Origin of the sequence: Sphingomicrobium aestuariivivum, from assembly GCF_024721585.1 — a bacterium.
In the GTDB taxonomy this organism is placed as follows: domain Bacteria; phylum Pseudomonadota; class Alphaproteobacteria; order Sphingomonadales; family Sphingomonadaceae; genus Sphingomicrobium; species Sphingomicrobium aestuariivivum.
The window spans coordinates 1,978,828-2,002,868 of the sequence record NZ_CP102629.1; the positions used below are offsets into that span (position 1 = coordinate 1,978,828).

The 24,041-nt window shown below is 67.2% G+C and carries 25 protein-coding genes and 1 tRNA gene; 13 read left to right on the top strand and 13 right to left on the bottom strand.

Annotated elements, in window-relative coordinates:
* Window positions 1-97: 97 nt before the first annotated feature.
* On the top strand, window positions 98-367 hold the full coding sequence (locus NUW81_RS10180; RefSeq protein ID WP_245112937.1) for a DUF3297 family protein: 270 nt from the start codon (window positions 98-100) through the stop codon (window positions 365-367).
* 19 nt (window positions 368-386) lie between these two features.
* On the opposite strand, the gene NUW81_RS10185 is transcribed toward NUW81_RS10180, so the two are convergent.
* Window positions 387-1,985: a methyl-accepting chemotaxis protein gene (locus NUW81_RS10185; RefSeq protein ID WP_245112940.1), complete on the bottom strand. Its 1,599-nt coding sequence runs from the start codon at window positions 1,983-1,985 to the stop codon at window positions 387-389.
* Window positions 1,986-2,070: 85 nt separating this feature from the next.
* A complete protein-coding gene (locus NUW81_RS10190) occupies window positions 2,071-2,331 on the bottom strand; it encodes a hypothetical protein (protein WP_245112942.1) in 261 nt (86 codons plus the stop codon).
* 231 nt (window positions 2,332-2,562) lie between these two features.
* Between NUW81_RS10190 and NUW81_RS10195 the strand changes: the two genes are divergently transcribed.
* The 6 genes from NUW81_RS10195 to NUW81_RS10220 all read left to right on the top strand — a co-directional run bounded on the left by NUW81_RS10195 (window position 2,563) and on the right by NUW81_RS10220 (window position 7,523).
* Window positions 2,563-2,697: a hypothetical protein gene (locus tag NUW81_RS10195; protein WP_260508496.1), complete on the top strand. Its 135-nt coding sequence runs from the start codon at window positions 2,563-2,565 to the stop codon at window positions 2,695-2,697.
* Window positions 2,690-3,505, top strand: a complete 816-nt coding sequence (locus NUW81_RS10200; protein ID WP_312025030.1) for a PspA/IM30 family protein — start codon at window positions 2,690-2,692, stop codon at window positions 3,503-3,505. The genes NUW81_RS10195 and NUW81_RS10200 overlap by 8 nt, the downstream gene beginning before the upstream one ends.
* The gene (locus NUW81_RS10205) at window positions 3,502-3,957 is read left to right on the top strand and encodes a PspC domain-containing protein (protein WP_245112945.1); all 456 of its coding nucleotides are present in this window, start codon (window positions 3,502-3,504) and stop codon (window positions 3,955-3,957) included. Before NUW81_RS10200 ends, NUW81_RS10205 begins: the two co-directional genes overlap by 4 nt.
* The gene (locus tag NUW81_RS10210) at window positions 3,954-4,184 is read left to right on the top strand and encodes a hypothetical protein (protein ID WP_376741946.1); all 231 of its coding nucleotides are present in this window, start codon (window positions 3,954-3,956) and stop codon (window positions 4,182-4,184) included. The genes NUW81_RS10205 and NUW81_RS10210 overlap by 4 nt, the downstream gene beginning before the upstream one ends.
* Before the next feature lie 175 nt (window positions 4,185-4,359).
* Complete coding sequence (locus NUW81_RS10215) at window positions 4,360-6,441, top strand: TonB-dependent receptor (RefSeq protein ID WP_245112947.1); 2,082 nt, start codon at window positions 4,360-4,362, stop codon at window positions 6,439-6,441.
* A gap of 68 nt (window positions 6,442-6,509) precedes the next feature.
* Complete coding sequence (locus NUW81_RS10220) at window positions 6,510-7,523, top strand: phosphatase PAP2 family protein (protein ID WP_245112949.1); 1,014 nt, start codon at window positions 6,510-6,512, stop codon at window positions 7,521-7,523.
* A 6-nt stretch (window positions 7,524-7,529) separates the two neighbouring features.
* Here NUW81_RS10220 and NUW81_RS10225 read toward each other — a convergent pair.
* The 3 genes from NUW81_RS10225 to NUW81_RS10235 form a co-directional block, all read right to left on the bottom strand.
* Window positions 7,530-7,602 (bottom strand) — tRNA-Thr (locus NUW81_RS10225).
* A gap of 21 nt (window positions 7,603-7,623) precedes the next feature.
* The gene (locus NUW81_RS10230) at window positions 7,624-8,481 is read right to left on the bottom strand and encodes a hypothetical protein (protein WP_245112951.1); all 858 of its coding nucleotides are present in this window, start codon (window positions 8,479-8,481) and stop codon (window positions 7,624-7,626) included.
* Window positions 8,478-9,788 (bottom strand): mechanosensitive ion channel, encoded by a 1,311-nt coding sequence (locus tag NUW81_RS10235; RefSeq protein WP_245112954.1) that lies wholly within the window; start codon window positions 9,786-9,788, stop codon window positions 8,478-8,480. The genes NUW81_RS10230 and NUW81_RS10235 overlap by 4 nt, the downstream gene beginning before the upstream one ends.
* A gap of 193 nt (window positions 9,789-9,981) precedes the next feature.
* On the opposite strand from NUW81_RS10235, the gene NUW81_RS10240 reads away from it, so the two are divergent.
* Window positions 9,982-10,461 (top strand): hypothetical protein, encoded by a 480-nt coding sequence (locus tag NUW81_RS10240; RefSeq protein WP_260508497.1) that lies wholly within the window; start codon window positions 9,982-9,984, stop codon window positions 10,459-10,461.
* Here the strand turns inward: NUW81_RS10240 and NUW81_RS10245 are convergent.
* A complete protein-coding gene (locus NUW81_RS10245; RefSeq protein WP_245112958.1) occupies window positions 10,458-11,777 on the bottom strand; it encodes a replication-associated recombination protein A in 1,320 nt (439 codons plus the stop codon). The two genes, NUW81_RS10240 and NUW81_RS10245, sit on opposite strands and share 4 nt — an antisense overlap.
* Entirely contained in the window at window positions 11,770-12,921 is a 1,152-nt protein-coding gene (locus NUW81_RS10250) for a glycosyltransferase family 4 protein (RefSeq protein WP_245112960.1), read from the bottom strand. Before NUW81_RS10250 ends, NUW81_RS10245 begins: the two co-directional genes overlap by 8 nt.
* Window positions 12,922-13,001: 80 nt before the next feature.
* On the opposite strand from NUW81_RS10250, the gene NUW81_RS10255 reads away from it, so the two are divergent.
* The gene (locus NUW81_RS10255; protein WP_245112962.1) at window positions 13,002-13,334 is read left to right on the top strand and encodes a hypothetical protein; all 333 of its coding nucleotides are present in this window, start codon (window positions 13,002-13,004) and stop codon (window positions 13,332-13,334) included.
* Here NUW81_RS10255 and NUW81_RS10260 read toward each other — a convergent pair.
* From NUW81_RS10260 to NUW81_RS10275, 4 genes are read right to left on the bottom strand one after another with little or no spacing between them, the layout of a single operon-like run.
* A complete protein-coding gene (locus NUW81_RS10260; protein WP_245112965.1) occupies window positions 13,331-14,260 on the bottom strand; it encodes a phytoene/squalene synthase family protein in 930 nt (309 codons plus the stop codon). The two genes, NUW81_RS10255 and NUW81_RS10260, sit on opposite strands and share 4 nt — an antisense overlap.
* The gene (locus NUW81_RS10265) at window positions 14,257-15,720 is read right to left on the bottom strand and encodes a phytoene desaturase (protein ID WP_245112967.1); all 1,464 of its coding nucleotides are present in this window, start codon (window positions 15,718-15,720) and stop codon (window positions 14,257-14,259) included. Before NUW81_RS10265 ends, NUW81_RS10260 begins: the two co-directional genes overlap by 4 nt.
* The gene (gene crtY / locus NUW81_RS10270; protein ID WP_245112970.1) at window positions 15,717-16,868 is read right to left on the bottom strand and encodes a lycopene beta-cyclase CrtY; all 1,152 of its coding nucleotides are present in this window, start codon (window positions 16,866-16,868) and stop codon (window positions 15,717-15,719) included. Before crtY ends, NUW81_RS10265 begins: the two co-directional genes overlap by 4 nt.
* A gap of 57 nt (window positions 16,869-16,925) precedes the next feature.
* Window positions 16,926-17,987 (bottom strand): S1C family serine protease, encoded by a 1,062-nt coding sequence (locus NUW81_RS10275; RefSeq protein ID WP_245112972.1) that lies wholly within the window; start codon window positions 17,985-17,987, stop codon window positions 16,926-16,928.
* Between the two features lie 160 nt (window positions 17,988-18,147).
* Here NUW81_RS10275 and NUW81_RS10280 point away from each other — a divergent pair, with 160 nt between their 5' ends.
* The 3 genes from NUW81_RS10280 to NUW81_RS10290 are packed head-to-tail and all read left to right on the top strand — an operon-like array spanning window position 18,148 to window position 20,276.
* Window positions 18,148-18,954, top strand: coding sequence for a sterol desaturase family protein (locus NUW81_RS10280; protein WP_245112974.1), 807 nt, complete (start codon window positions 18,148-18,150; stop codon window positions 18,952-18,954).
* Window positions 18,911-19,321 (top strand): DUF2141 domain-containing protein, encoded by a 411-nt coding sequence (locus tag NUW81_RS10285; protein ID WP_245112976.1) that lies wholly within the window; start codon window positions 18,911-18,913, stop codon window positions 19,319-19,321. Before NUW81_RS10280 ends, NUW81_RS10285 begins: the two co-directional genes overlap by 44 nt.
* 46 nt (window positions 19,322-19,367) lie before the next feature.
* A complete protein-coding gene (locus NUW81_RS10290; protein ID WP_312025031.1) occupies window positions 19,368-20,276 on the top strand; it encodes a mechanosensitive ion channel family protein in 909 nt (302 codons plus the stop codon).
* A 12-nt stretch (window positions 20,277-20,288) separates the two neighbouring features.
* On the opposite strand, the gene NUW81_RS10295 is transcribed toward NUW81_RS10290, so the two are convergent.
* Both NUW81_RS10295 and hrpB read right to left on the bottom strand, forming a co-directional pair.
* Window positions 20,289-20,570, bottom strand: coding sequence for an NADH dehydrogenase ubiquinone Fe-S protein 4 (locus NUW81_RS10295; RefSeq protein WP_245112979.1), 282 nt, complete (start codon window positions 20,568-20,570; stop codon window positions 20,289-20,291).
* 31 nt (window positions 20,571-20,601) lie between these two features.
* Window positions 20,602-23,046, bottom strand: coding sequence for an ATP-dependent helicase HrpB (hrpB, locus tag NUW81_RS10300; protein ID WP_245112981.1), 2,445 nt, complete (start codon window positions 23,044-23,046; stop codon window positions 20,602-20,604).
* A 172-nt stretch (window positions 23,047-23,218) separates the two neighbouring features.
* On the opposite strand from hrpB, the gene NUW81_RS10305 reads away from it, so the two are divergent.
* Entirely contained in the window at window positions 23,219-24,040 is an 822-nt protein-coding gene (locus NUW81_RS10305; protein WP_245112983.1) for a hypothetical protein, read from the top strand.
* The last annotated feature ends 1 nt before the right edge of the window (window position 24,041 follow it).

Sequence of the window (24,041 nt, forward strand, 5' to 3'; positions counted from 1 at the left end):
TTGGCGGGGACTATGGGGAGGGCACTGGGCCTTGGCAATCGGCGTCTCGACCAGCGACCGATTGACGGCGCGCGGGCGAGGGGGCTAAGCGCGCGCCATGAGCGAGAATGAAAAAACCCAGCTGCCCGACCGTCTGTCGATGGACCCCAAGAGCCCCTATTTCGACGGCGAACTGCTCGCCAAGGGGATCGGGATCCGCTTCAACGGCCAGGAAAAGGTCAATGTCGAGGAATATTGCCTGTCGGAGGGCTGGATCCGCATCGCCGCGGGCAAGAGCCGCGACCGTCACGGTAACCCGATGACGATCAAGCTCAAGGGCAAGGTCGAACCCTATGTCGAGGGCGAGGACGAACAGCCCGAGGGCTGATCGCCTCCTCCTTCCTGCCTCAGGCGGCGCGTAGCTGGATCACGAAGTCGCGCGTCGCCGATTGCAGCGTCTCGGCGCTGTCGGCGAGCCGCGCGGCGGCCTCGCGCACTTCTTCGGACAGTCGCGACGAATTCTGCGCTTCGCCCGCCAGCGCGGTGCAGAAGCGCGCCATCGAATCCACCGACAGCGCATTTTCCTCGGCGGTCTGCTGGATGACGTCGGAGACGGCGCGCTGTTGCTCGAGCTCGGCCTGGACCTCCGAGACATGGGCGAGCAGTCGGTCGACCGTCGAGGCGACCTCGCCAAAGGCATCATCGGCCCCGCGCGCGCCTTCGCCGATGGTGGCGATGAGGGTGGTGACCTCGTCGGTCGCCTTGCCCGCCTGGCCCGCGAGCCCCTTCACTTCGCCCGCGACGACGGCAAAGCCGCGTCCCGCCTCGCCCGCGCGCGCCGCCTCGATGGTGGCATTGAGCGCGAGCATGTTGGTCTTTTTCGCCACGCCGCGAATGAGATCGATGAAATGCTCCACGTTGGCGGTGCGCGCGGTGAGCGTGCGCACGGTGCGCTCGCCCATGTCGGTCGACTGGCGGGCGTCTTCGGAGAGCGCCTGCTGCTCGCGGCTGGCATCGGCAATGTTGCTGACCGAGCGCGACAGGTCGACGACGCGCTGGGTGACCTGTTCGGCGCTCTCGGCGGCGAGGCGCGCCTGCGTCATGGCTTCATTGGCCTGGTCGCCGGTCGAGCGGGCGATGCCGTTCATGGCCTCGGCGGAGGCTTCGAGCTGGTTGGCGGCGGCGCCGACGGCGGCGGCGATACCCGAGATCGAGGCTTCGAACTGGTCGGCGAGGTCGTGGACCGCGTCGCGGCGCGCTTCCATCGCTTCGCGTTCGGCCTCGAGGCGCAATTCGCGCTCTTCCTCCACATCGCGCTCGGCATCGGCCTGCGCGGCGAGCGCGGCTTCGGCGGCAACGCGGGCAGCTTCGGCTTCGGCGGCGGCGGCGCGCTGCGCCTCGGCATCCTCGCTCTGGCGGTTCAAAAGGTTGCTCGCGGTGATGGAGACATTGGCGGTGATGCCGGCGAGGATGACCACCGCGACGGCATGGACGATGACGCGCACGAGGCTCCAGCCCCCCATGAACACCCAGTCGGGCAGGAGATAGCCCAGGACGAGGTGGTGCAGGGCGACGAAGACGGCGCCGAGGACGATCGGGCGCCAGTCGAACAGCAGGACCAGCGCGGCAAGCGCGGGGAAGAAATAAAGATGTCCCTCCATCTGCCACATCGAGCCCTGGTAGGTGTAGACCAGGAGCGCCGGCTGGATCGCGCACATCAGCGCGGCGGGCAGGTAGGTGGCGAAACGGTAGCTCCTGGCGTGGGCGGCGAGCGAGCAGGACAGGCTGAGGAGCGCGCTCACCCCGATGACGGGCAGCGGGTCGCGCGTCGGCGTCATGAGCGCGAGGACGAGCAGGCCGAGCGTGCAGCCCCAGCCGAAGCGCGCCACGCCGCGCAGCCCCGAGAGCCGGAAGGCGGCAAGCTCGGGGGTGGCGACGGCGCTGTCGCGAAGGAAGCGCGTGAAAGTGCCGAAACGGGACGAGCGGACATAGTGATTCTCAACCATGACACGGGATGTGCCGCGAACAGGGTTAAGACATCGTAAGCCGCGTTAGTCCTTGTTTCGAAACACTTTAATCCGCATCAATGCCCTAGGCTGCGGGGGCGGCGACGGGGGGCGTCACGGGTGCGGCCTTGTCGGGATAGACCTGCCGCTCGAGACGACGGCGACGCACATAGTCGAGGCCCTGCTTGGCGACCCAGCCCGCGCTCAGCGCCAGCCCGAGGGGGCCGAGGCCCTTGCGCGCGACGAAGGGAAGGGCGGCCGCGGCGATGGTGCCGAGCGTGCCCCCGCCGAGGGTCTTGGAAACCTGGCGACCGGCAAGCCCGGTGGCGACGTTGCGAAACAGCATGCGAAACTCCTTATAAGCGGTGCGATGTTGGCCAATGAACGCACCAGCGGGGCCGCGAGGTCCGATTTGGGAAAGTGTCCCATTGGGTGGTGGCAAATCCCACCACCACCCGAAATGCCGCGAACAAATCCACGGAAATCCGCCAAAAACCAAATTGGCACGGCTGATGCATAGTATGGGTCAGCCGGTCCAACGCGATGGTCCGGCCGGAAAAAAGGGAGTTTGAAAATCATGTTCGGAAAGAATGTCCAACGCCACCTTGCCGCAGCGGTCGCCTCGATCCTGATGAGTTCGATCGCCATCGGCGCCGCCGTCGCCCCGAGCGACCTGTCCGCCAGCCCCATCGAGATGCCTGCCCATGCCTGACCTGACCCCGATCCATGCCCAGCCTAAAAAGCGCGTGCGCAACCTCGAGCCGCTGGGGCGGACCGAGAGCGCGGGTGCCGGAGAAGGCGCCGGCCTGCCTCCGCTGAAGGCGATGCTGTCGGGACCTATCTTTACCCGGGCCCGCGACATCATCGCGGCCAATGTGAACGAACTGATCGAGAAGAGCGCCGACCCCGCCAAGATGATCCGCATGATCATCATGGAAATGGAGGACGTGCTCGCCGAGACCCGCGCCACCGCGGCCCGCGCCATCGCGGACCTCAAGGAAATGCGCGCTGCCCACGGCCGCCTCGAGCAGCTTGCCCATGACTGGCAGGACCGCGCCGAACTGGCGCTCTCGAAGGACCGCGAGGATCTCGCCAAGCAGGCGCTGATCGAACGCGGCAAGGTAACCGAAATGCTCGGCAGCCTTGCCAGCGAGATGAACGGTATCGAGGATGTGCTGAAGGGCTATGAAGCCGACATCCAGCGCCTCCAGGCCAAGTTGAACGAGGCCCGTGCGCGCCAGGCGTCGATCGCCAGCCGCATCGAGAGCGCGATGAGCCGTGCCCGTGCCCGCGAACTGCTCTATGGTGAGCGGACCGAGGAAGCCTTCGCCCGCTTCGACCAGCTCGAGCGCCGCGCCGACCTTGCCGAGGGGCATGCCGACGCGATGGGGATGGGGGCCAAGAGCCTCGAAGAGGAATTCGCCGAACTGAAGGCGGAAGAGCGCGCGCTGGAAGCGCTCGAAGAGATGAAGAAAGCCCGCGCGATGAGAGAGGCGGGCGACAAAGGGGAAGTGAAATGAGCAAGCAGTATCGCTACAGCCTGGCGAGCGAAGACAAGAAAGTGGCAGGCGTCTGCGCTGCCGGCGGTCGCCGCTTCGGGATCGACCCCACCTTCCTGCGCATCGCCTTCCTCTTCGTCTTCCTGTTCGTCGAATGGGAGTTGGCGGTCGGCGGCTACATCGCGGCCGGTCTCGCGCTCACCTTCATGCGGGCCAAGGAACTCGGCCACGGCGGCAGCCATGAACGGCTGCCCCGCGAAAAGAAGGCGCCGCGTGGCTCGATCCACGATGTGCGCACCAAGCTCGATGCCCGCGACCGCCGCATGATGGCGATCGATCATCACCTCAACAGCCACGACAGCGACGAGCTTGCTCGCGAGATCGAGCAGCTGCGCGCCAAGGTCGAGGCCAAGAAGGCCGCCGCCAAGTCCGATGACGCCGGCGCCGCCGCAGAGAAGGGAGAAGCCCAGTGACCGACCCCATCAGCATCGCGCTCATCGGCCTGTCCGTGCTGGCCGTTGCTGCCCTCGCCGCTTTCGCAGGGCTCCGCGCCTTCACCGGCTGGCTCGACCTGAAGCGCGCCGAACTCGACGGCCAGATGGATGCCGACCTTGCCCCGGCGGGCGGCATGATCGAGATCGCCGACCTTCGCGAACGGGTCCGCAAGCTCGAGGCCATCGCCGCAGGGATCGACCCCTAGGGCAGCGACGCCGGGATTTTCGAACTTCTCCAAGGGCCTTGCAGCGATGCAGGGCCCTTTTTCCATTCATCGCGTCCAGCAGGGCGTTGGTCGAAGGACTGTCTTGTAAGGATATACTGTCACCTCTATCCCTCCGGTACCGACGTTATTCATCGACACCTCGATAAAGGGTCCCATGCTCGAAATCCTGCTTGCCTCGACCGCGCTCCAGAGCGCGCCTGTCACCCAGAACGACACCGCGCCCGAGGAAGAGCGCATCGTCATCACCGGTCATATCATCGAGGGGCTCGACCTGCTCGCCGGTGCATCGGTCGTCGAGGGCGAGGAAATCACCCGCACCATCGAGACGCAGGTCGGTGACATGCTGACCAGCCTTCCCGGTGTCAGCGCGACCAGCTTTACCCCCGGTGCCTCGCGCCCGATCCTGCGCGGCTTCTCGGGCGAGCGCGTGCGCGTCCTCAACGACGGCATCGGCTCGATCGACGTCGCCAACACCTCCGCCGACCATGCGGTCACCATCGACCCGCTCACCGCCGAGCGGATCGAGGTGCTGCGTGGGCCTGCCGTGCTGATCTTCGGCGGGCAGGCGATCGGCGGCGCGGTCAATGTCATCGACCGCCGCATCCCGCGCACCGACACCAACGAGCCCTTCCACTTCGACGGCCTCGCGCAATATCGCACTGCCGATGACGGCACCGCGCTCGGCGGCGCGGTCGACGTCGAGGTGGTCGAGGACCTCTATGTCCACCTCGACGGCAACTGGAGCCGCGGCGAGGATGTCGAGGTCGGCGGCTATGTCCTGTCCGACGAGCTGCGCGCCGAAGCACTCGAGGAGGCTGCCGAGGAATTCGAGGAAGGCAATCTCGAGGAAGCGGCGGAATTCGCCGAGCTCGCCGAACTGCGCGATGTCCTGCCCAACAGCGCGTTCGAACAATGGTCGGCCGCCGCCGGTATCGGCTATGTCGGCGAGGATATCGAGATCGGCGCCTCCTACAGCATCTTCGACACCGACTATGGCGTCCCCACGCGTCCCGGTGCCCACCATGCCCATGAGGGCGAGGAAGGCGCCGAGGAAGAGGAAGAAGGCGAGGAAATGGTGTCGATCGGGATGCGCCAGGAGCGTTTCGACGCGCGTGCCCGCTTCTACGTGCAGGGCTTCTTCGAGAGCGCGACGCTGCGCTTTGCGACCGCCGATTACACTCACACCGAATTCGAGGGCGACGAGGTCGGAACCGTGTTCGACAGCTCGGGCTTCGAGGGTCGCCTCGAGATGAAGCAGGCCGACCGCGACGGCCTGCATGGCGCCTTCGGCATCCAATATTATGAACGTGAATTCGACGCTGTCGGTGCCGAGGCCTTCCTGCGCGACAACGAGACCGCCACCTTTAGCGTGTTCGGTATCGAGGAATATCAGCCGGGCGCGCTCGGCATCGAGGGCGCGGCGCGCTTCGACTTCACCAGCCAGGAAAGCGATTTCCTCGGCATCGAGCGCGACTATTCGACCTTCTCGGGCGCGATCGGCGCCAATTACGAGGTGGCGAGCGACATGACGCTCGGTGCCAACCTGTCCTATACCGAACGCGCTCCGAGCGCCGAGGAGCTCTTCTCCGAAGGCCCCCATATCGCGACGCAGGCCTTCGAGGTCGGCGATCCCGATCTTGAGGTCGAAAGCAGCGTCGGCGGCGAACTGTTTGCCCGCTACGAGGGTGAAAATGTCGCTGCACGCGCGACGCTCTGGGCCAACTGGTTCGACGATTTCATCTACCAGCAGGACACGGGGCTCGAGGAAGACGAGCTGCCGCTGTTCCTCTACCAGCAGCAGGGCGCCGATTTCTGGGGTATCGAGCTCGAGGCCAGCGCGCCCTTGTGGCGTGACGGCCTGTGGAGCGTGGAGGGCGATGTCGTCGCCGACTATATCCGTGCCACGCTCGAGGATGGCTCGCCTGTGCCGCGTATCCCGCCCTTCCGCATCGGGACGGGCCTGACGCTCAGCCGCGACACGCTGTCGCTGCGCGGGGAGGTCGAATATGTCGGCGAGCAGGACCGCACCGCGGCCTTCGAGACCGCGACCGACGATTTCACGATGGTCAACGCCTCGCTCAGCTGGAAGCCGCTCGGCAAGGACAATGAGACCACGCTGATCCTGCAGGCCAACAACATCTTCGACGTGACCGCGCGGCGCCATGCCAGCTTCACCAAGGATTTCGTGCCGCTCGCTGGCCGCGATATCCGCCTGACGGCGCGCTTCAGCCTGTAGTGGCATTTGCCGCGGACCTGCGCTTATCCTCCGGACGTGAGGCCTTGAGTCGCAGTTAGGGGACGGGCGTGCAGGACACGGGGGCAGGAGTTGCCGGCAAGGGCGTGACGGGTCGGTGGCGCGTCGGCCCCGACCTTCCCTTCGTGCCGGCGCTCGTCGCGATGGTGCTGGTGACGCTGGGGCCGGGCCTGCTGGCGGTGCGGGAGGCCGGGCTGAGGGGTATGCCCGACCCTCATGTGTTCGGCAGCTTCATCTTCTTCCTGCAGATTTTCGTCATCATTCTCGGGGCGATGGCGCTGGCGCAGCTTGTCGTGTTGATGAGGGCGAGGGAGGCCTCGCCCATCGATGCGCTGCGTCGACGCTTCGGGCGGGCCGAGCTGGCCTCGCTCGTGGCGTGGATGCTCCTGTTGTGCCTCAATCTCGCGCTGTTCGGCGTGGTCAAGCCGGTGCTCGGACAGGTCGTGCCCTTCGACATGGATGTCGCCTTCGCGCAGGCCGATGCGGCGATTTTCGGCACCGATCCGTGGCGCCTGTTCACCGTCTTCAACCATCCCGGAATGCCTTTGCTCTACCATCAGGGCTGGTTCGCGGTGCTGTTCGCCACGCTGATCGCGCTTGCGTTGCAGGGCAGGCACCGGGCGCTGCTCGCCTATGCGCTGATCTGGACGCTGGTCGCGCCGCTGGTTCATCTCCTGTGGCCCGCGGCGGGGCCCCTGTTCTGGGACGAACTCGGCCTTGGCCAACGCTTCGCAGCCATCCCGATGACGGCCGAGACTGCCATGACGGAAGCCTATCTCTGGCAGGGATTTGTCGATGGCGAGTTCAATACGGCGGGGGGCATCAGCGCGATGCCATCGGTCCATATCGCGACCAGTTTCTGGCTCGTGATGGTGGCCTGGGAGAGCCCCCGCTGGCGACTGCCCGCGATCGCCTTCTTCCTCTACATGTGGGGAGCGAGCGTGGCGATCGGTTGGCACTATTGGGTGGACGGGCTGGCCGGCGTGGGCGTCGCACTGATCGCCTATGCGCTTGCCGAGGGGCTCGCGCGGCTCGTCAACGGAGCGGGGCGTTCGGCGGGATGAGGGCGGTGCCGGTTGCAGGAGTCGAACCCGCGACCTTCGGTTTACAAAACCGCTGCTCTACCAGCTGAGCTAAACCGGCGACCGCGAAGCGGCCTTAAGCTCAAAAGACGCCGAAGGTCCAGCCCTCGGTGCGTGCGATCTCGGGGGTGAGGGCTTCGGGCGCGAAGGGTTCGGCTTCGGTTGCCAGCACGTGCATCATGCCCGCCGCCGTGACGAGCGCGTCGCTCTCATGGTCGCTCGGATCGCGGCCGAGCCTTGCGGGCGGACTGCCGAGCGCCTTCAAAGCGGCGTCGAGCATGTCGGCGTCGCGCACCTTGGTACCGCGCCCGCCAGCACGCTGGAGATAGAGGCGGCCGTAGATCTCGACCACCGCGCTGCCCTTTGCGGGCAGGGGGTCGAAGGGCCAGACAGGCAGCTGGCCGTCGAGCCGGTGGAGAAGCCGCATGCCGGCGAAGCTGGCCTTGGCGACCTGCGCCGCGCCGATCGCGTCATAGACCGTCGCCGCCTTGCCGCCACCCTGCGCATTGAGGCGCTTCTCGGTCTCGCGGAACCACATGTAGGCGGCCTTCTCGCCATCCTCCTTGCCGAAATAGAAATGACGGCGATGCTTTTCCTCGAGGAAGGAGGCGGCGCCAAGGTCGGCGTCCTCGACCAGCCGGTCGACATAGGCCCAGAAGGCCTTCGCGCCTGCCGGGACATTCTCGCCCGGCAGGTAACTGCCGCGCTCGACGAGCGGCGGGGCGAAGGAGAAATCGAAGCCGAACAGGGTGGGCGCACGGCACGCCTCTCGCCGCAGCCAGTCGAGCACCTCGCTGCGCGACCAGACGTGGCGGGGCCGGACGAGGGCGGGGGCGTGGCCGCGCTCCATGCGCGCGACCGCGATCCCCTTGTGCCGACTTCCCTTGGCGCCCGACCAGTCGATCGCGACCGTCTGGTCGAAGCGCTTGCGCGCGCTCACACCAGTGGCGGCTGGCTGTCGTCGTCGGCAGGCTTTGCCTTGGGCAGTTTCTTGGGACGCGGGGCGCGTCCCGCCGCGCTGCCCGGCATTTCTTCCTGCCAGCGCTCGAGGGTGCGCGCCGCCGCCTCGCGCCCGCCCAGCCCGAAGGCCAGCGCGGTGGCCACCGCGGCCGAGCCGAGGATGAGGCCGAAGGCGAGGATGACGATCTCGTTGGCCAGCCCCATGAAGGTGAGGCCGATCGCCGTGAACAGCGCGATGATCGAATAGCGCACGATGGTCTGGGCATAGCCGCCTTCGCCCGTGCCCTCGCCGATGATGCGCGCAAGGAGGCGCGAGAGGAACAGGCCGACGGTGATGATCACCGTGCCGAAGATGACCTTGCCGCCCAGCGCCGTGACCTGGAAGAGGAGCGCGGCGACGCTGTCACCCCCGATCGAGTGCATCGCCTCGATGGCAGCGGTCAGCATGACCGCGATGAAGGCCACCGCACCGACGATGCGGCTCGGCTGGGCGCCCTCGTTCATGACCCCGACCGAGCGGATCGCATTGTCGAAGCCGAGGCTCGGGAGGATCGTCTCGATCAGCGACTTGACCCAGCGGGCGATCACGAAGGCGATGGCGAGCCAGAGGACGGCGGCGATGACCTTGGGGATCGCCAGCGCGATGACTTCGAGCATGTCGGTCGCAGGACCCGAGATCGCCTCGATCTGGAGCGCCTGCAACGCGGCGATGCTGGCCGAGACGATGATGATCGCGCTGACCGTCATGCCGGCGGCCTTGGCGATCGAGTGGCGCGCGGGGGCGACGCCCTCGGACGCTTCGCCCTCGGCGCTGACGGCGACCGGCTTGTCGCCCAGCGGCAGGCCCGCACGAGTCGCCCAGTCCTCGATGTTGAGCGCTTTCAGCGCCGCCTCGACGATGTGGCGCGCGACCTTGGCGACGATCAGCCCGACGACGAAGATGATCACTGCACCGATGAGGTTGGGCAGGTAGCTGAAGACCTCGTTGGTCATGCGGGTGACGGGGGTCAGCACGCTCGACAGGCCGAGCGGTTCGAGCGCGGCGACGAGGCCGACCAGCCAGACCAGCCAGTAGCCGAGGCGGCCGAGCTCGGTGCCGATGGACGAGCCGTCCATGTCGGGGTCCTTCTGGAGCGCGGGCACCTTCTCGACGAGCCGCTTGATCGCCCATTGCACCGCCTTGGCGATGAAGTGGGTGGCGACGAGGATGAGAAGCGCGAAGAGGACGCGCGGCCCCCATTCGGCAAGCTGGCCCTGCCAGTAGGCAGGCATGTCGTTGCGATACATTCGAAGTCCCCCTGTTGGACGTTACGGCTCGAAACTACGCCGAAACGATTTGCTTGGCAAAGCGCGAATGTTGCACGTGGGAACCAGTGGCATGCCGCTGCCGTCTGGTCCTCTGGAGACAGTCACGGAGAAAGTGATGACGATCCCTGCGCTCATGCTTGCCCTGTTGGAGCCGTCCGGGGCGGTGCATGCGATGACTGATGGTGTTGCCCGCATCGAGGCCGAAGACGCGGCACTCGTGGGGGAATGGAGACGGGTCGTGGATGCGGATGCCTCGGGCGGTGCAGCGATCCATTATGACGGACCCAACCGCTATCCGCTCGATGCCAGCGAGGTGGGCGAGGGGCTGCGCTATTGCGTCGCGCTCGGGGAAGCGGGCGACTATCATTTGCGCATCCGCATGAAGCGCTCGCGCATCGGCGAGCCGGACATCCGCGACGACGAGCGCAACGACCTTTGGCTAAGGCACGAGGGGCGCTTCTGGATGAAGCTGTTCGCCAACCCGCCGTGGGAAGAATATGGCTGGGACGGCGGCCTCGATTTCCATCACCTGACGGGGCGTCGGCCGGCCGCGATGTTGACCTTCGACGAGGCCGGCGTGCAATGTTTCGAAATCGCTGGGCGCTCCGAAGAAGTGCGGCTCGACGCGCTGGTGCTGACGAAGGCGCCCTAGCCGCCGCCTTTTTCGGCGCGCCGCGCGTCCCACCAGTCGAGGCGTTCCTTCAGGCGTTTTTCGAAACCGCGCTCGACCGGCTCGTAAAAGCGCTGCGGCCCGAGGTCATCGGGCCAGTAATTGTCGCCCGAAAAGCCGTCCTCGGCGTCATGGTCGTAGGTGTAGCCCTTGCCGTAGCCGACCTCCTTCATGAGCTTGGTCGGCGCGTTGAGGATGTTCTGCGGCGGCATCAGGCTGCCGGTTTCCTTCGCGGTGCGGATAGCGGCCTTCTGCGCCTTGTAGGCGGCGTTCGATTTGGGCGCGGAGGCGAGGTAGAGCACCGCCTGCACCAGCGCCAGTTCGCCCTCGGGGCTACCTAGGAAGTCATAGGCATCCTTGGCGGCGAGACACTGGACCAGCGCATTGGGGTCGGCGAGGCCGATATCCTCCGAGGCCATCCGGACAAGGCGGCGGCACAGGTAGAGCGGATCCTCGCCCGCGGTCAGCATGCGCGCGAGATAATAGAGCGCGGCCTGCGGGTCCGAACCGCGCACCGATTTGTGAAGCGCGCTGATGAGGTTGTAATGGCCCTCGCGGTCCTTGTCGTAGACCGCGACGCGGCGCTGGAGGAGGTCGGCGAGTCCCTTGGGATCGAGCGGCTCGGTCAGGCCGAGGTCGAACAGGGTCTCGGCCTGGTTGAGGAGGAAGCGCCCGTCGCCGTCGGCGCTGGCGATCAGCGCGGCGCGGGCATCGTCGTCGAGCGGCAGGGCGGTGCCGGTGAGGGCCTCGGCCTTGTCGAGGAGCTTCGACAGCGCCGCCTCGTCGAGACGGTGGAGGATGAGCACCTGCGCGCGGCTCAAGAGTGCGGCGTTGAGTTCAAAGCTGGGGTTCTCGGTGGTCGCGCCGACGAGCGTGACGGTGCCGTCTTCGACAAAGGGCAGGAAGCCGTCCTGCTGGGCGCGATTGAAGCGGTGGATCTCGTCGACGAAGAGCAGGGTGCGCTTGCCCGTCGCCGCCATCTTCCTGGCATCGGCGAACGCTTTCTTGAGGTCCGCGACCCCCGAGAAGACCGCACTCAGCATCTGGAAGCGCAATCCGACCGCATCGGCGAGCAGCTTGGCGATGCTCGTCTTGCCGGTGCCGGGCGGCCCCCACAGGATCATCGAGGACAATTTGCCCGCCGCGACCATGCGGCCGATCGCGCCCTCGGGACCGGTGAGATGCTCCTGCCCGACGACCTCGTCCAGCGCGCGCGGGCGCAGCCGGTCGGCCAGCGGCGCGCCCTCGGCGGGTGTGTCGGAGGGCTGTTCGGGCTCGGCGCCGAACAGGTCAGCCATGATGCTCGGCGATCACCCTTTTGTAGGTGTCGACCACCACGCTGTTGATCGAATCCCAGTCCATCGTCCTGGCCTTGGCGAGACCCGCCTCGCCATGTGCGGCGCGAAGGGCAGGGTCGGCCTGATAGTCGGCAAGGTTCTGCGCCAGCCCCTCGATGTCGCCCGGCGGCGAGACGAGGCCGGTGACGCCCGGCGTGACGAGGCTGTTGGTGCCGGTCGCGGCAATGGCGACGACGGGTAGCTGGCAGGCCATCGCTTCGAGCGTCACGTTACCAAAGGTCTCGGTGATCGAGGGGTTGAGGAAGACGTCCGAGGAGGCCAGCGCGCGGGCGAGGTCGGGGCCTTCCTGATGGCCGACGAAGACGGCATTGTCGGGGAGGTGTTCCTCGAACCAGCCGCGCGCGGGACCATCGCCGATGACGAGGACGCGGTGCGGCAGGCCCTTCTTCTCGAGCACCTCGATGGTCTCGGCGAACACGTCGAGGCCCTTTTCCATGACGATGCGGCCGAGGAAGGCGATCGCCATCTCGTCATCGCCGATGCCGAGACCGCGACGCCAGTCCATGTCGCGCCGTTCGGGATTGAACTGGTCGCGGTCGACCCCGCGCGCCCAGATGGTGATCGCCTCGTTCATGCGCTGCTCTTTCAGCACATCGGCGGTCGACTGGGCGGGGACGAGCAGCGCGTCGCACTTGCCGTAAAGGCTCCGGAGCCAGCTCTGCAGCACCGGCTCGAGGAAGCCCAGGTGATAATATTGGAGATAGGTCTCGAAGCGCGTGTGGACCGAGGCGACCGCAGGGATGCCGCGCTCGTTGGCCCAGTTGACCGCCTTCACCGCGACGAGGTCGGGCGAGGAGACGTGGACGACATCGGGCTTAAAGGCGGCGAGGTCCTCGCGCACCTGTTTGGACAGGTTGAAGGCGAAGCGATATTCGCCGCGGCCCGGGATGGCGAAGCTCGGCACCGAGACGAGGTCACCTGTCGGCTCGAAGGCGGGTTCGTCCACCGTTGGCGAATAGACCCTGAGATGCACCCCCTGCCGCAGCAGGTAGCCGGCAAGGCGATTGAGGGCCTGGTTCGCGCCGTCGCGAACATAATTATAGTTGCCCGAGAAAAGGGCGACGCGAATTTCTTCGGGCTTCATGGGGCAAGGCTCTAGCGAAGGACGGGGCCGCCGCCAAGTTGGGCGTTGCTTTTGCCGCCCGCAAGCGCATGCTGTGGGGCATGAGCGATGAAGAACTGGGCGAGGCCCCCGAAGCCGAAGGCGAGGATGGCGAGAGCAAGGACCAGCGGCTGAGCATGGTCGACGAGGCGCTGGTCGCCTCTTCCATCGCCAATACCAACGGCCTGCTCGTGATCCTGGCGCGGCTGGTCGCGCGCGGGGTGTTCGACCAGGAAGACCTGCAGGCCTTTTCGGAAAGCTATTCCAAGCCGCTCGACCATGAGGGCATGCGCGAGAACGAGCTGATCACGCAGATGCAGGACCAGATGGAAAATACGCTGGCGCAATTGAACGCCTATCTCGGACAGGGCGAGAAGGGCGGCAGCGAGGGCTAGCCCAGCGCGGGGCGCGTCCACAGGTTCCGGCGGTCCATCTCGGGCGGTGCCGAGAAGCAATCGACGAGCGCGCGCGCGACATGCCACAGCTTCTCGCGCTTGGAGACGGTGATGCGCCGGTCCCATGCGGTAGCGCCGAAATCGCGCGCCTTTTCCGCGATCGCCCCGTAGATGCGTGCTGCCGACAGCACCGCCCAGCGGCTGCGCATCGGCAGCCGCGCCGCGCCGACTCGCGCGCTCATGCGATAAAGATCGGCGTGGGTAGCGAGCCGCCTCGCGAGGCGGGCGAGTTTCTCGCGCTGCGCCTCGTCATCGGGGTCGATCCGGTCGATCCCCTCTTCGGTGAGCCATTGCCGAGGCAGGTAGCAGCGTCCGACACGCGCGTCCTCGACCACGTCGCGGGCGATATTGGCGAGCTGGAAGGCGAGGCCGAGGTCGGAGGCGCGGTCGAGCGTGTCACTGTCCTGCGCGGGCACGCCCATGACCTGAGCCATCATCACGCCGACCGCGCCCGCGACCTGGTAGCAATAGCTGAGGAGGTCTTCCTCACTCTCGGGCTGCCAGCCCGCGGCATCGCGCGCGAAACCGGCGAGATGGTGGGCGGGAAGGTCGGGATGGATCGCGCATTCGGCGGCGACCATGCCGAGGGCATCGAAGGGGACTAGGCCGGTCTTCTCTCCCGCCAGCGCGGTCGCGGTCTTCTCGCGCACGAAATCGAGCCGCTCCCCGGGATTGGCAGGGGTGGTGGCGTCATGGCCGAGCGTCTGGCCGTCGGTGATGTCGTCGCAGGCGCGGCACCAGCTGTAGAGCAGCCACGATCGCTCGCGCGTCGGCTCGTCGAACAGCTGGCTGGCGAAGCGGAAGCTCTTCGAGCCGATGGCGATGCTGTCGCCCGCGGCCGCCACGAGGTCGGCGCGCTGCATCATCCGATCATCAGCTCCGCGGTCGCTTGCGCCGAGCCGACGACGCCCGGGATGCCCGCACCCGGATGGGTGCCCGCGCCGACGAAATAGAGGTTGGACAATTTGTCGTCACGGTTGTGCACGCGCATCCATGCCGACTGGGTGAGGATCGGCTCGAGGCTGAAGGCGCTGCCGAGATGGGCGAACAGGTCGCTCTCGAAATCGGCGGGCGAGTAGCAGAAGCGGGTGCGGATGCGGCTGCGGATGTCGGGAATGAGCCGCTCTTCCAGCGTGTCGAGGATGACCTCGGCATAATGGTCGGCATTCTCGCGCCAGTCGACATCGGCCTTGCCCATGTGCGGCACGGGGGCGAGCGCATAGAATGTCGAGCAGCCCTCGGGCGCCATGCTCGGGTCGGTCTTCGTCGGATGATGCAAATAGAGCGAGGGGTCGGAGGCGAGCGTGCCGCGCTTGTAGATGTCCCCGAGCAGCCCCTCGTAGCGCGGGCCGAACAGGATCATGTGGTGCGGGATGTCGGAGAAGGTCCCCTCGAGCCCGAAATGCAGGACGAAGAGCGAGGGGCTGAAGCGCTTGCGCTTGAGCGCCTTGTGGCGCTTGGCGCCGCGCGGATGGTCGAGGAGGCCATAGGTCGCGACCACATCGCCGTTGGAGGCGACCGCATCGGCGTTCGCATGCCATCCGCTGGCGGTGGTGACACCGGTGACCTTGTCGCCTTCGGCGTGTATCTCCGTCACCGGATCACCGAGGCGGATGGTGCCGCCAATCCGCTCGAATAGCGCGACCATGCCCGCGATCAGCCGGTTGGTGCCGCCCATCGCAAACCACACGCCGCCATCGCGCTCGAGCTTGTGGATGAGCGCGTAGATGGACGAGCAGGTCATCGGGTTGCCGCCGACGAGGAGGGTGTGGAAGGAGAGCGCCTGCCGGAGATGCTCTTCCTCGACATATTCGGACACGATCGAATAGACGCTGCGCCACGCCTGGTATTTGGCGAGCGCGGGCGCGGCTTTCAGCATGTCGCTGAGCTTGAGGAAGGCCTTGGTCCCGAGCTTCTCATAGCCTTCGTGGAAGACGCCTTCGGAATAAGCGAGAAAGCGCTTGTAGCCCTCGACATCGGCCGGATTGAGCTTCTCGATCTCGGCGAACAGCTTCTCGTCGTCGTTGCTGTAGTCGAAGCGCGTGCCGTCGGGCCAGTCGAGCGCGTAGAAGGGGGTGACGGGGACAAGGTCGACGTCCTGCGCGATATCCTGCCCCGACAGTTCCCACAAAGCCTTCAGGCAGTCGGGATCGGTGATGACGGTCGGGCCGCCATCGAAGACATGGCCGTCGCGTTCCCAAAAATAGGCGCGTCCGCCGGGTTTGTCGCGCGCCTCGACGATGGTGGTCTGGATGCCGGCGGACTGGAGCCGGATGGCCAGCGCGAGGCCGCCGAACCCCGAACCGATGACGATGGCTGACTTCACGCGCGCACTCCGATCAGGGCTTTCAATGCGCGGGAAATGCGCACCGGGGGCTTGCCGGCGAGGATGCGAACCTTGTCGGCGAACATCGTGTTGCCCGCATAGAAACGTTCGATCAACCCGTCGGGAAGGCGGTAGAAGCGCTGGAGGATGCGATATCGTTCCGCAGGCTCCGCCGCATGGAACAGCATGCGCGCCAAGAGCCGGTCGTAGCGCGCGGCCTTCCAGTGGCGGGTGGCGCGCGCTCGGGTGGCGCGGGCGAGCGCCTCGCCGTCCATCGGCATGGCCTTTGCAAGCCAGCTGGCGAAGCGCACCGCATCGGGCAGCGAGTAGCTGGTGAGATGGTGGAACAGCCCTGCGCGAACGCCGGCGCGGGCAACAGGGTCGTCCTTGGGCCAGAGCCTGTTCCAGTCGCCGCCGGTGACCACCGGCAGCACGCCCTGTTCTTCGTGGACGACGCGATGGTCAGCCCAGCCGCGCTCGGCGGCGTAGGCGCCGATGCGCTGCGACAGGATGCGCCGGTCGAGCTCGGGACCGGTCTGGTAATAGGTGTCCTCGACGAACAGATGCGTCTCGTCGAAGGGCAAGAGGTAGACGAAGCGGTAGCCGTCCGCCTGGTCGACGGCGGCGTCCATGATCACCGGCTCCGCGATGCCGTGGCCGCCCTCGACCTCGAGCATCTGGCCGACGAATTTCTGGTAGCCGCATTGGAGCGCCTGCGGACGGCAGCCGAAGCCGCGGGCATCGAGGGTGGCGCGCGCCTCGATCCGGCGGCCGTTGTTGATGCGCACATGGGTGGGGCCGAGCTCGCTCACCTCGCCGTGGAGGATGCGCTCGCCGAGTGTCTTGCGCAGCACGGTATCGAGCCGCTCGGAGGTGATGCTGTTGTAGCGCTGGTCGAGCTGGCGCTCGTGCGCGGGGAAGCGGACGCGGTTGCGCGGCCACGACTGGACGACGAGCGGCTCGATGATCCAGCGGTCGCCTTGCGCCACGTCGCTGTCGAAGAAGGACCAGACATGGTTGCCGCCGAGCGCGGCATCGCGTTCGACGAGAAGGATGTTCAAGTCCGGTCGGCGCCGGCCGAGCGCCAATGCGCAAAGGCCCCCCGCCAGTCCCCCGCCGACGATGATGAGATCCAAAGGCTCTTCCATCCGCCTGCGACTATCGGGGCAGGGGCGGGGCGGCACAAGGTGAAATCGGAAGCGGGCCTAGCTTCCGGCGCCCAGTCGCACGCGCACGGTGCGCCGCATGTCGCCGCGCATGACCGTCAGCTCCACGCTGTCGCCGATCGCATAATCGTCGAGGCGGGCGAGATAGTCGCCGACGCGCGCGACGGGCGCGCCGTCGATCGCGGTGATGATGTCGCCCGCCGCGATGCCGCGCCGCGTGCGCCGTGCGGGCTCGAGCCCCGCCTCGGCGGCAGGCGAGCCCGGCTCGACGCGCAGGACGAAGACGCCGTCGACGCCCGAGGCACGCTTGAGGCGGTCGTTATAGTCCTCGTCGCCCTCCGCGCCGAGGGTGGGGCGGACATATCGCCCCTCGGCGATGAGCTGGGGTACGACCCGCATGACCGTGTCGACGGGCACCGCAAAGCCGATGCCCGCACTCGCGCCCGAGGGCGAATAGATGGCGGTGTTGATGCCGATGAGGCGGCCCGCGCTGTCGAGCAGGGGCCCGCCCGAATTGCCCGGATTGATCGCCGCGTCGGTCTGGATGAGGCGGCGGATGTCGGGCCCGTCCTGCCGCGGCAGCGAGCGGCCGAGCGCCGAGACGATGCCGGTGGTCAGCGTCCAGTCGAGCCCGAACGGGTTGCCGATGGCGAAGACCTTCTGGCCGACCTGCAGGTCCTCGCTCGTGCCGACGGGAACGCTGCGCGGCGCATCGAAGCCGACCCCGCCGACCTTGAGGACGGCAAGGTCGTGCTCGGGGCTCGCGCCGACCAGCCGCGCTTCATAGTCGCGCCCGTCGGCAAGCTGCACCTGCGCCGAGGAGGCGCCCGCGACCACGTGCCAGTTGGTGACGATATGGCCCGATGCGTCCCAGATCAGTCCCGAGCCCGTGCCGCGCGGCACATCATAGGCGTTGCGGCTCCAGAAATCGCGCACGCGGCTGCGGGTCGAGATGGCGACGACCGAATCGCGCGCGCCCTCGAACAGCGCGATGGTCGCCTGTTCGTCGGCGGCCAGTTCGCCGCGCGGGGTGACGGTGCGCGGCTCGGGCGCGCTTGCGGATTGCGTGAAGAGGAGGGCGGCGACGGCGAGGAGCAGCATGACATTCCCTACGACTAACGGGGCGATGAAAGGCGAGCGTTGCTTTACCGGCGATGAAGGCTGGATGTTCATTGCCCCCGACCTAGGAAGCCTCGCGAGACGTTCAATGGTGGCGGCGGCGTCAACCAAGCTTTCATTGTAAGAGGTTAGCGGTGCTGGCATGACCAAGGGCATGGACGCCGCCACCGCCATCATCATCAGCGCCATCGCGATGACCGCGATCGTGGCGGTGCGCTATCTCATCACCAGCGGCTTCTTCGCCGCCTGGACCGCGCGGCGCTTTCCGGGGCGGCTGGCGGGGCAGGGCAAGCAGGTGCGGATGGAGCTCTTCTATTCGTTTCTCTCGGCTGCCATCTACGGCATTCCGGCAGGCGTCATCGCCTGGGGCTGGGACCAGCATGGCTGGACCAAGATTTACACGGATTGGGACGCGATGCCCTTGTGGTGGCTCCCCGCCAGCCTGTTCCTCTACCTTTTCCTCCACGACACCTGGTTCTACTGGACCCACCGCGCGATGCACTGGCCGCCCCTGTTCCGGAAAGTGCATGCGGTCCACCACGCCTCCAAGCCGCCGACCGCCTGGGCGGCGATGAGCTTCCATCCGTGGGAAGCGATGACCGGCGCGGTGGTGATTCCCGCGCTTGTCTTTCTCGTCCCCATCCATGTCGCCACGCTCGGGCTCGTCCTGTTTATCATGACGCTGATGGGGGTGACCAATCACATGGGCTGGGAGCTGTTCCCGCGGGCGTTGGTTCACGGGCGGTTAGGCCGCCACCTGATAACCGCCAGCCATCACGAACTTCATCACCAAAAGTATCGGTGCAACTATGGTCTCTACTTCCGCTTCTGGGATCGCCTGTGCGCGACCGACAAGGGGCTCGGGCAATTCGGCGTCCCGCGCCAGCCTCGCCGCGCTCGCGCTCGTGGCGCTGACGGCAGCGGCGAACCCGTCGCCGCGCGCCGCTGAGCTCACGGTCGAGCTCGAGAACGTCCGCAACGCCAAGGGCGAAATCCGCATCTGCATGACGCGCGACGTCGAGCAATTCCTCAAGTGCCGCGAGGACCCGCAGGCGGTGAAGGTGCGCGTGGCGGCCACCGAGGGGGAGAGCGAGATCAGGGTGCCGGGCCTGTCCGAAGGCCGCTGGATGCTGCTCGTGCTCCATGACGAGAACGGCAATGGCAAGATGTCGAAATCGCTCGGCATTCCCAAGGAAGGCTTCGGTTTTTCGGGCAATCCCGCCATTCGCATGGGACCGCCGCGGGCCGAGGACGTGGTCTTCGACCTGCCCGCCGGCCAGAGCAGCCAGCGCGTGCGCGTGAAGTATATCCTCTAGCAATTAGGGTTCGACATTTGCCGCGCTGGCTGCAAGGCTCGCGAGCATGGCACAGAACAAGGCCGAGGAAATCGCCGAGGAAGCCGTCGACACGACGGTACGGCTGTTCGACAATCTCGACGAGATCGCGATCGCGGTCGGCACCTATCGCATCAGCCTGCTCGATGTGCTGACCATCATCGTCACGATCGTCCTGCTCTACGTGGTCACCCGCGCGGCGCTGTGGACGATCAAGCGGGTTATCAAGCGGACCAGCCGGTTCGACCCCGCGCAAGGGTTGCTGGCGGAGAAGATCGCCGCGATCCTTGTCGTCGGCCTTGCCTTCCTCGTCGGCATCGACCTCGTCGGGATCGACCTGTCAGCGCTCGCCGTCTTCTCGGGCGCCGCCGGCCTCGCGGTCGGTTTCGGGCTGCAGAAGACCTTCGGTAACCTCATCGCGGGGATCATTCTCCTGATGGACCGCTCGGTGAAGCCCGGGGACGTTATCGTCGTCGGCGATTCCTTCGGTGCCATCTCCAAGATCGGCACCCGCGCCGTCAGTGTGATCACGCGCGACGGCAAGGAGCATCTCATCCCGAACGAGCTGCTCATGACCGAGCCGGTAGAGAATTGGTCCTATTCCTCGCGCAACGTGCGCGTGCAAATCCCCGTGGGGGTGAGCTACGCCTCCGACCTCGAGCTGGTCGAGGAAATCCTGATCGAATGCACCGTGGCGTGCGACCGCGTGCTCAAGGCACCCAAGCCCAATGTCTGGCTCAAGGAATTCGGCGACAATAGCGTGAATTTCGAGATCCAGGCGTGGATCATGGATCCCGAATCCGGGGTGGGCAACGTGCGCTCGGCGGTGCTGAAGGCGATCTGGTGGCGCTTCAAGGAAGAGGGGATCGAAATCCCCTTCCCGCAGCGCGACGTCTATATCAAGACGATGCCGGAAGGCGTGGCCAAGCCCGCCTGAGCGGGCCGCGACTTATTTGAAATTGTCGGCGTAAGCCTGGATCTTGAGCTTGTGCGGCGGCGCCTTGACGACATGATAGTCGACGCCGCGTTCCTCGCAGTAGCGCTTGGCTTCCTCGAGATTGGGGAAGGTGAGGCGGATCTGCGTCTCGGTGTCGCCCGAGCCGGCCCAACCGGTCAGCGGATCGGGCAGCATCTTTTCGTCGCGCTCGAACATGAGGAGCCAGCGGCCGGCCTGTGCCTTGCCCGACTGGGTGGTCTTGCGAACGTTCTCGATGATGCGCGCGGTGCTCATGGGGGCGATTTGGCGGCTGGCGCGCCGTCGGTCAAGTCCTTCGCTGCGCGCGCTTTGTCCTGAGGCTGGCGACCGCCTGTGTGGGGTCATCGGGCCAATGGTGCTTGGGATAGCGCCCGCGCATCTCCTTGGCGACTTCTGCCCAGCTGCCCGACCAGAAGGCAGGGAGGTCGGTCGTGGTCTGGATCGGGCGCCCCGCGGGGCTGGTGAGGCTCAGCACCAGCGGGGTGGTGCCGACCATCGGATGCGCATCGAGCCCGTAGAGCGCCTGCGCGCGTACCGTAACGGTGGGGCCGGCGGGTGCGTCATAGTCGATCTCGTGGCTCGTCCCCGCAGGGCTATCGAAGCGCGGCGGCGCGATGCGGTCGATCGCCTGCATGGCATGGTAATCGATCCTGTTCGCGAGCGCATTGTGGAGATCGCCCGCCTCGAGCCGGTCGAGCCGCCGCAGGCCGTCGAGCAGGGGCGCGAGCCAGTCGTCGAGGCTGCCCACAAGCGCCTCGTCGGACAGGTCGGGGAGCGAGGGATCGCGCTGGCGGGCATAGGCCGTGCGGCGCCGGAGCAGGCTGGCCGCCTTGCCCCAAGGCAGTAGGTCGAGCCCGCCCGAGCGTACCGCCTCTAGCAGTGCCTGCGCGACCGCCTGCGGATCGGGGTCGCTCGCCTGCCCGCGCTTGAGGACGAGCGTGCCAAGCTTTTCGCCGCGGCTGGCGTCCACCGCCTTGCGCGCGGGGTCGTAGCGTACTTCCTCGAACGGCTCGATCTCGTCGGCGAAGAGACGCCTGACCGCCTCTTCCTCGATCCGCGCGCCCGACAGGATGCGCGCACCCGCTGCCGCACCGGCGACCTCGGCGACCGCGATCCAGTCGGCGCTGGCCAGCGGGCTGGCGGGGTCGAGCGTGAAGCCGCGCCCGCCGACCGAGGCCCAGCGCGCACCATCGCCGCCGCGCCCGCGCGACAGCCGGTCGGGGAAGGCCAGCGCGATGGCCTCGGCGGCACGTTCAGGTGCGATCGACTCGCTGGCGCCGACCCGCCTGGCCCATGCGGCCGCAAGCTTTCGTGCCTGCGTCGCCCTTGGTGACCGGTCGCCGACGAAGCGGCGCAGCCGTGCCTCCATGTCCTCGCCGCGCCCGCCGAGGCCGCGTTCGCCGAGCAGCAGGGCCACTGCGGCGGCGGTGCTGCCGAAACCGCGTGTCGCCGCGAGGACGAGCATGTGCGCGAGACGCGGTTCAAGCGGGAGGGTGGCGATGCGCCGTCCGTGGGCGGTCAGCCCGCCACTCGCGTCCATGGCCCCGATCCGTTCGAGCAGCCGTCGCGCTACGGCCAGCGCAGGGGCGGGCGGGGTGGTCGGTAGCGGCAGCTCGGCAGGATCGCGCGTCCCCCACATCAGGCTCGACAGGAGGAGCGGGGCAAGGTCGGCCTCGACGATCTCGGGCGGATCATGGGCGGGCAGTGCCTTGTTGGCGGCTTCCTCCCACAGGCGGATGGCGACGCCGGGCGCCTGCCGCGCCGCGCGGCCCGCGCGCTGGGTCACGGCGGCGCGGCTGGCGCGTTCGGTAACGAGGCGCGTGAGGCCTGCGCCGACATCGTAGCGCGGGCGCCGCGCGAGGCCGGCGTCGACCACGATGCGGACATCGTCGACCGTCACGCTGGTCTCGGCGATGGCGGAGGCGAGGACGAGCTTGCGCGTGCCGGGGGCGGGGCGCTTGAGCGCGGCGCGCTGCGCGGCGGGGTCGACTTGGCCGTGAAGACGGTGGAGGACGACAGTGTCGGGGAGCTTGCCGAGCGCATCGGCGGTCCGCTCGATCTCGCGCACGCCGGGCAGGAAGGCGAGTAGCGAGCCCTTCTCTTCGGCCAGCGCGGTGCGGATGGCGCTTGCCGTCTCCCGCTCGACCGGGGCGGCGGGATCGCGTCCGACGTGGCGCAGCTCGAGCGGGTGACTGCGGCCCTCGCTCTCGACCAGCGGCGCTTCGCCGAGCATCGGCCGGAACGCATCCACGTCGAGCGTCGCCGACATGAGAAGGAGCCTGAGGTCCTCGCGCAATCCTGCCTGCGCTTCCAGCGCGAAGGCGAGCGCGAGGTCATTGTCCATGCTGCGCTCGTGCACCTCGTCGAACAGCACCGCGCTCACGCCCGCCAGCTCGGGATCGGCCTGGATGCGCGCGAGGAAGACGCCGTGGGTCATCAGCGTGACGCGGCTGCCCGGCTTGCTGTCGAGACGGGTGGCATAGCCGAAACGCTGGCCGACCTTCTCGCCCGCTTCCTCGGCGATCCGCTCGGCCGCCGCGCGCGCGGCAAGGCGGCGCGGCACGAGGAGCAAGATTTCGCCCGAGCACCAGCCTGCCTCGAGCAGGGCAGGGGCGACCTGCGTCGTCTTGCCCGCCCCCGGCGGCGCGATCAGCAGGGCGCGAGAGGCGCCATCAAGCGCGCGCAGAAGCTCTGGCAGGACGTGGTGGATCGGCAGCATCGCCTTGCTCATCGACCAAGCGGCGGGCCGTGGCAAGCAAGGCCATGTTTTTAACAATTGTTGTGTTTAGGTTGGATTCGTGCTCCTGTTCGCGCTTCGCCTCGTCATCGCAACGGTGACGAGTCGCGGCGTGGGGGGCGCCTGTCCACGGCATTCCCTTCGCAATGGGACGAAGGGGAATGACATGAAGAAACTGACCACCATGACGGCCGTACTGGCCCTGTCGCTGGGTGCCGTCGCCTGCGATGCGGGCGGGGACATGGACGCCGACACGACCACCGCCGCCGCTGCCGCCGAGGGCATCAGCGGCGACTGGATGATCGACATCGACAGCGCCGAGTTCGAAAGCAGCGAGGACGAGTGGGTGCTCGCCGACGGCACCTATGAGTGCAAGAGCTGCGACACGCCCTATTCGGTGCCTGCCGATGGCGAATGGCATGCGGTCGAATTGCCAGGCACCGACGAGGTGATGGTCGAGGAAGTCGATGACCGCACCGTGAAGTTCAGCGGCCGCCACGAAGGCGAGGTCGTCTACGAGAGCAGCATGACCGTGTCGGAAGACGGGCAGAGCGCGACCGGCAATTTCAAGAACATGCGCGGCGCCGAAGTCGTCGAGGGCTCCAACCGCTGGACGCGCGTCGAGGCGGGTGCCGATGGCAGCCATGCCGTGTCGGGCAAATGGATGTACGATGATGTCGAGACGGTCAGCGATGCCGGCCTGCGCGCCAGCTTCAATGTCGAGGGCGACCAGTTCAGCTGGCAGGGCAACAGCGGCAGCTACACCGCCACGCTCGGCGGCGAGCCCGTCGCGGTCGAAGGCAGCGATTCCGGCGAGATGGTGAAGGTCGAGCAGATCGGCGAGAACAGCTATCGCGAAACCTTCATGCGCGACGGCGAGGAACAGGGCACGACCGAATGGACTGTCGGCGAGGACGGTCGCCTCAACGGTCTCTATCGCAACGCCAAGAACGGTGACGTGACCCGCTTCAGCGCGACCCGCGTCTGAC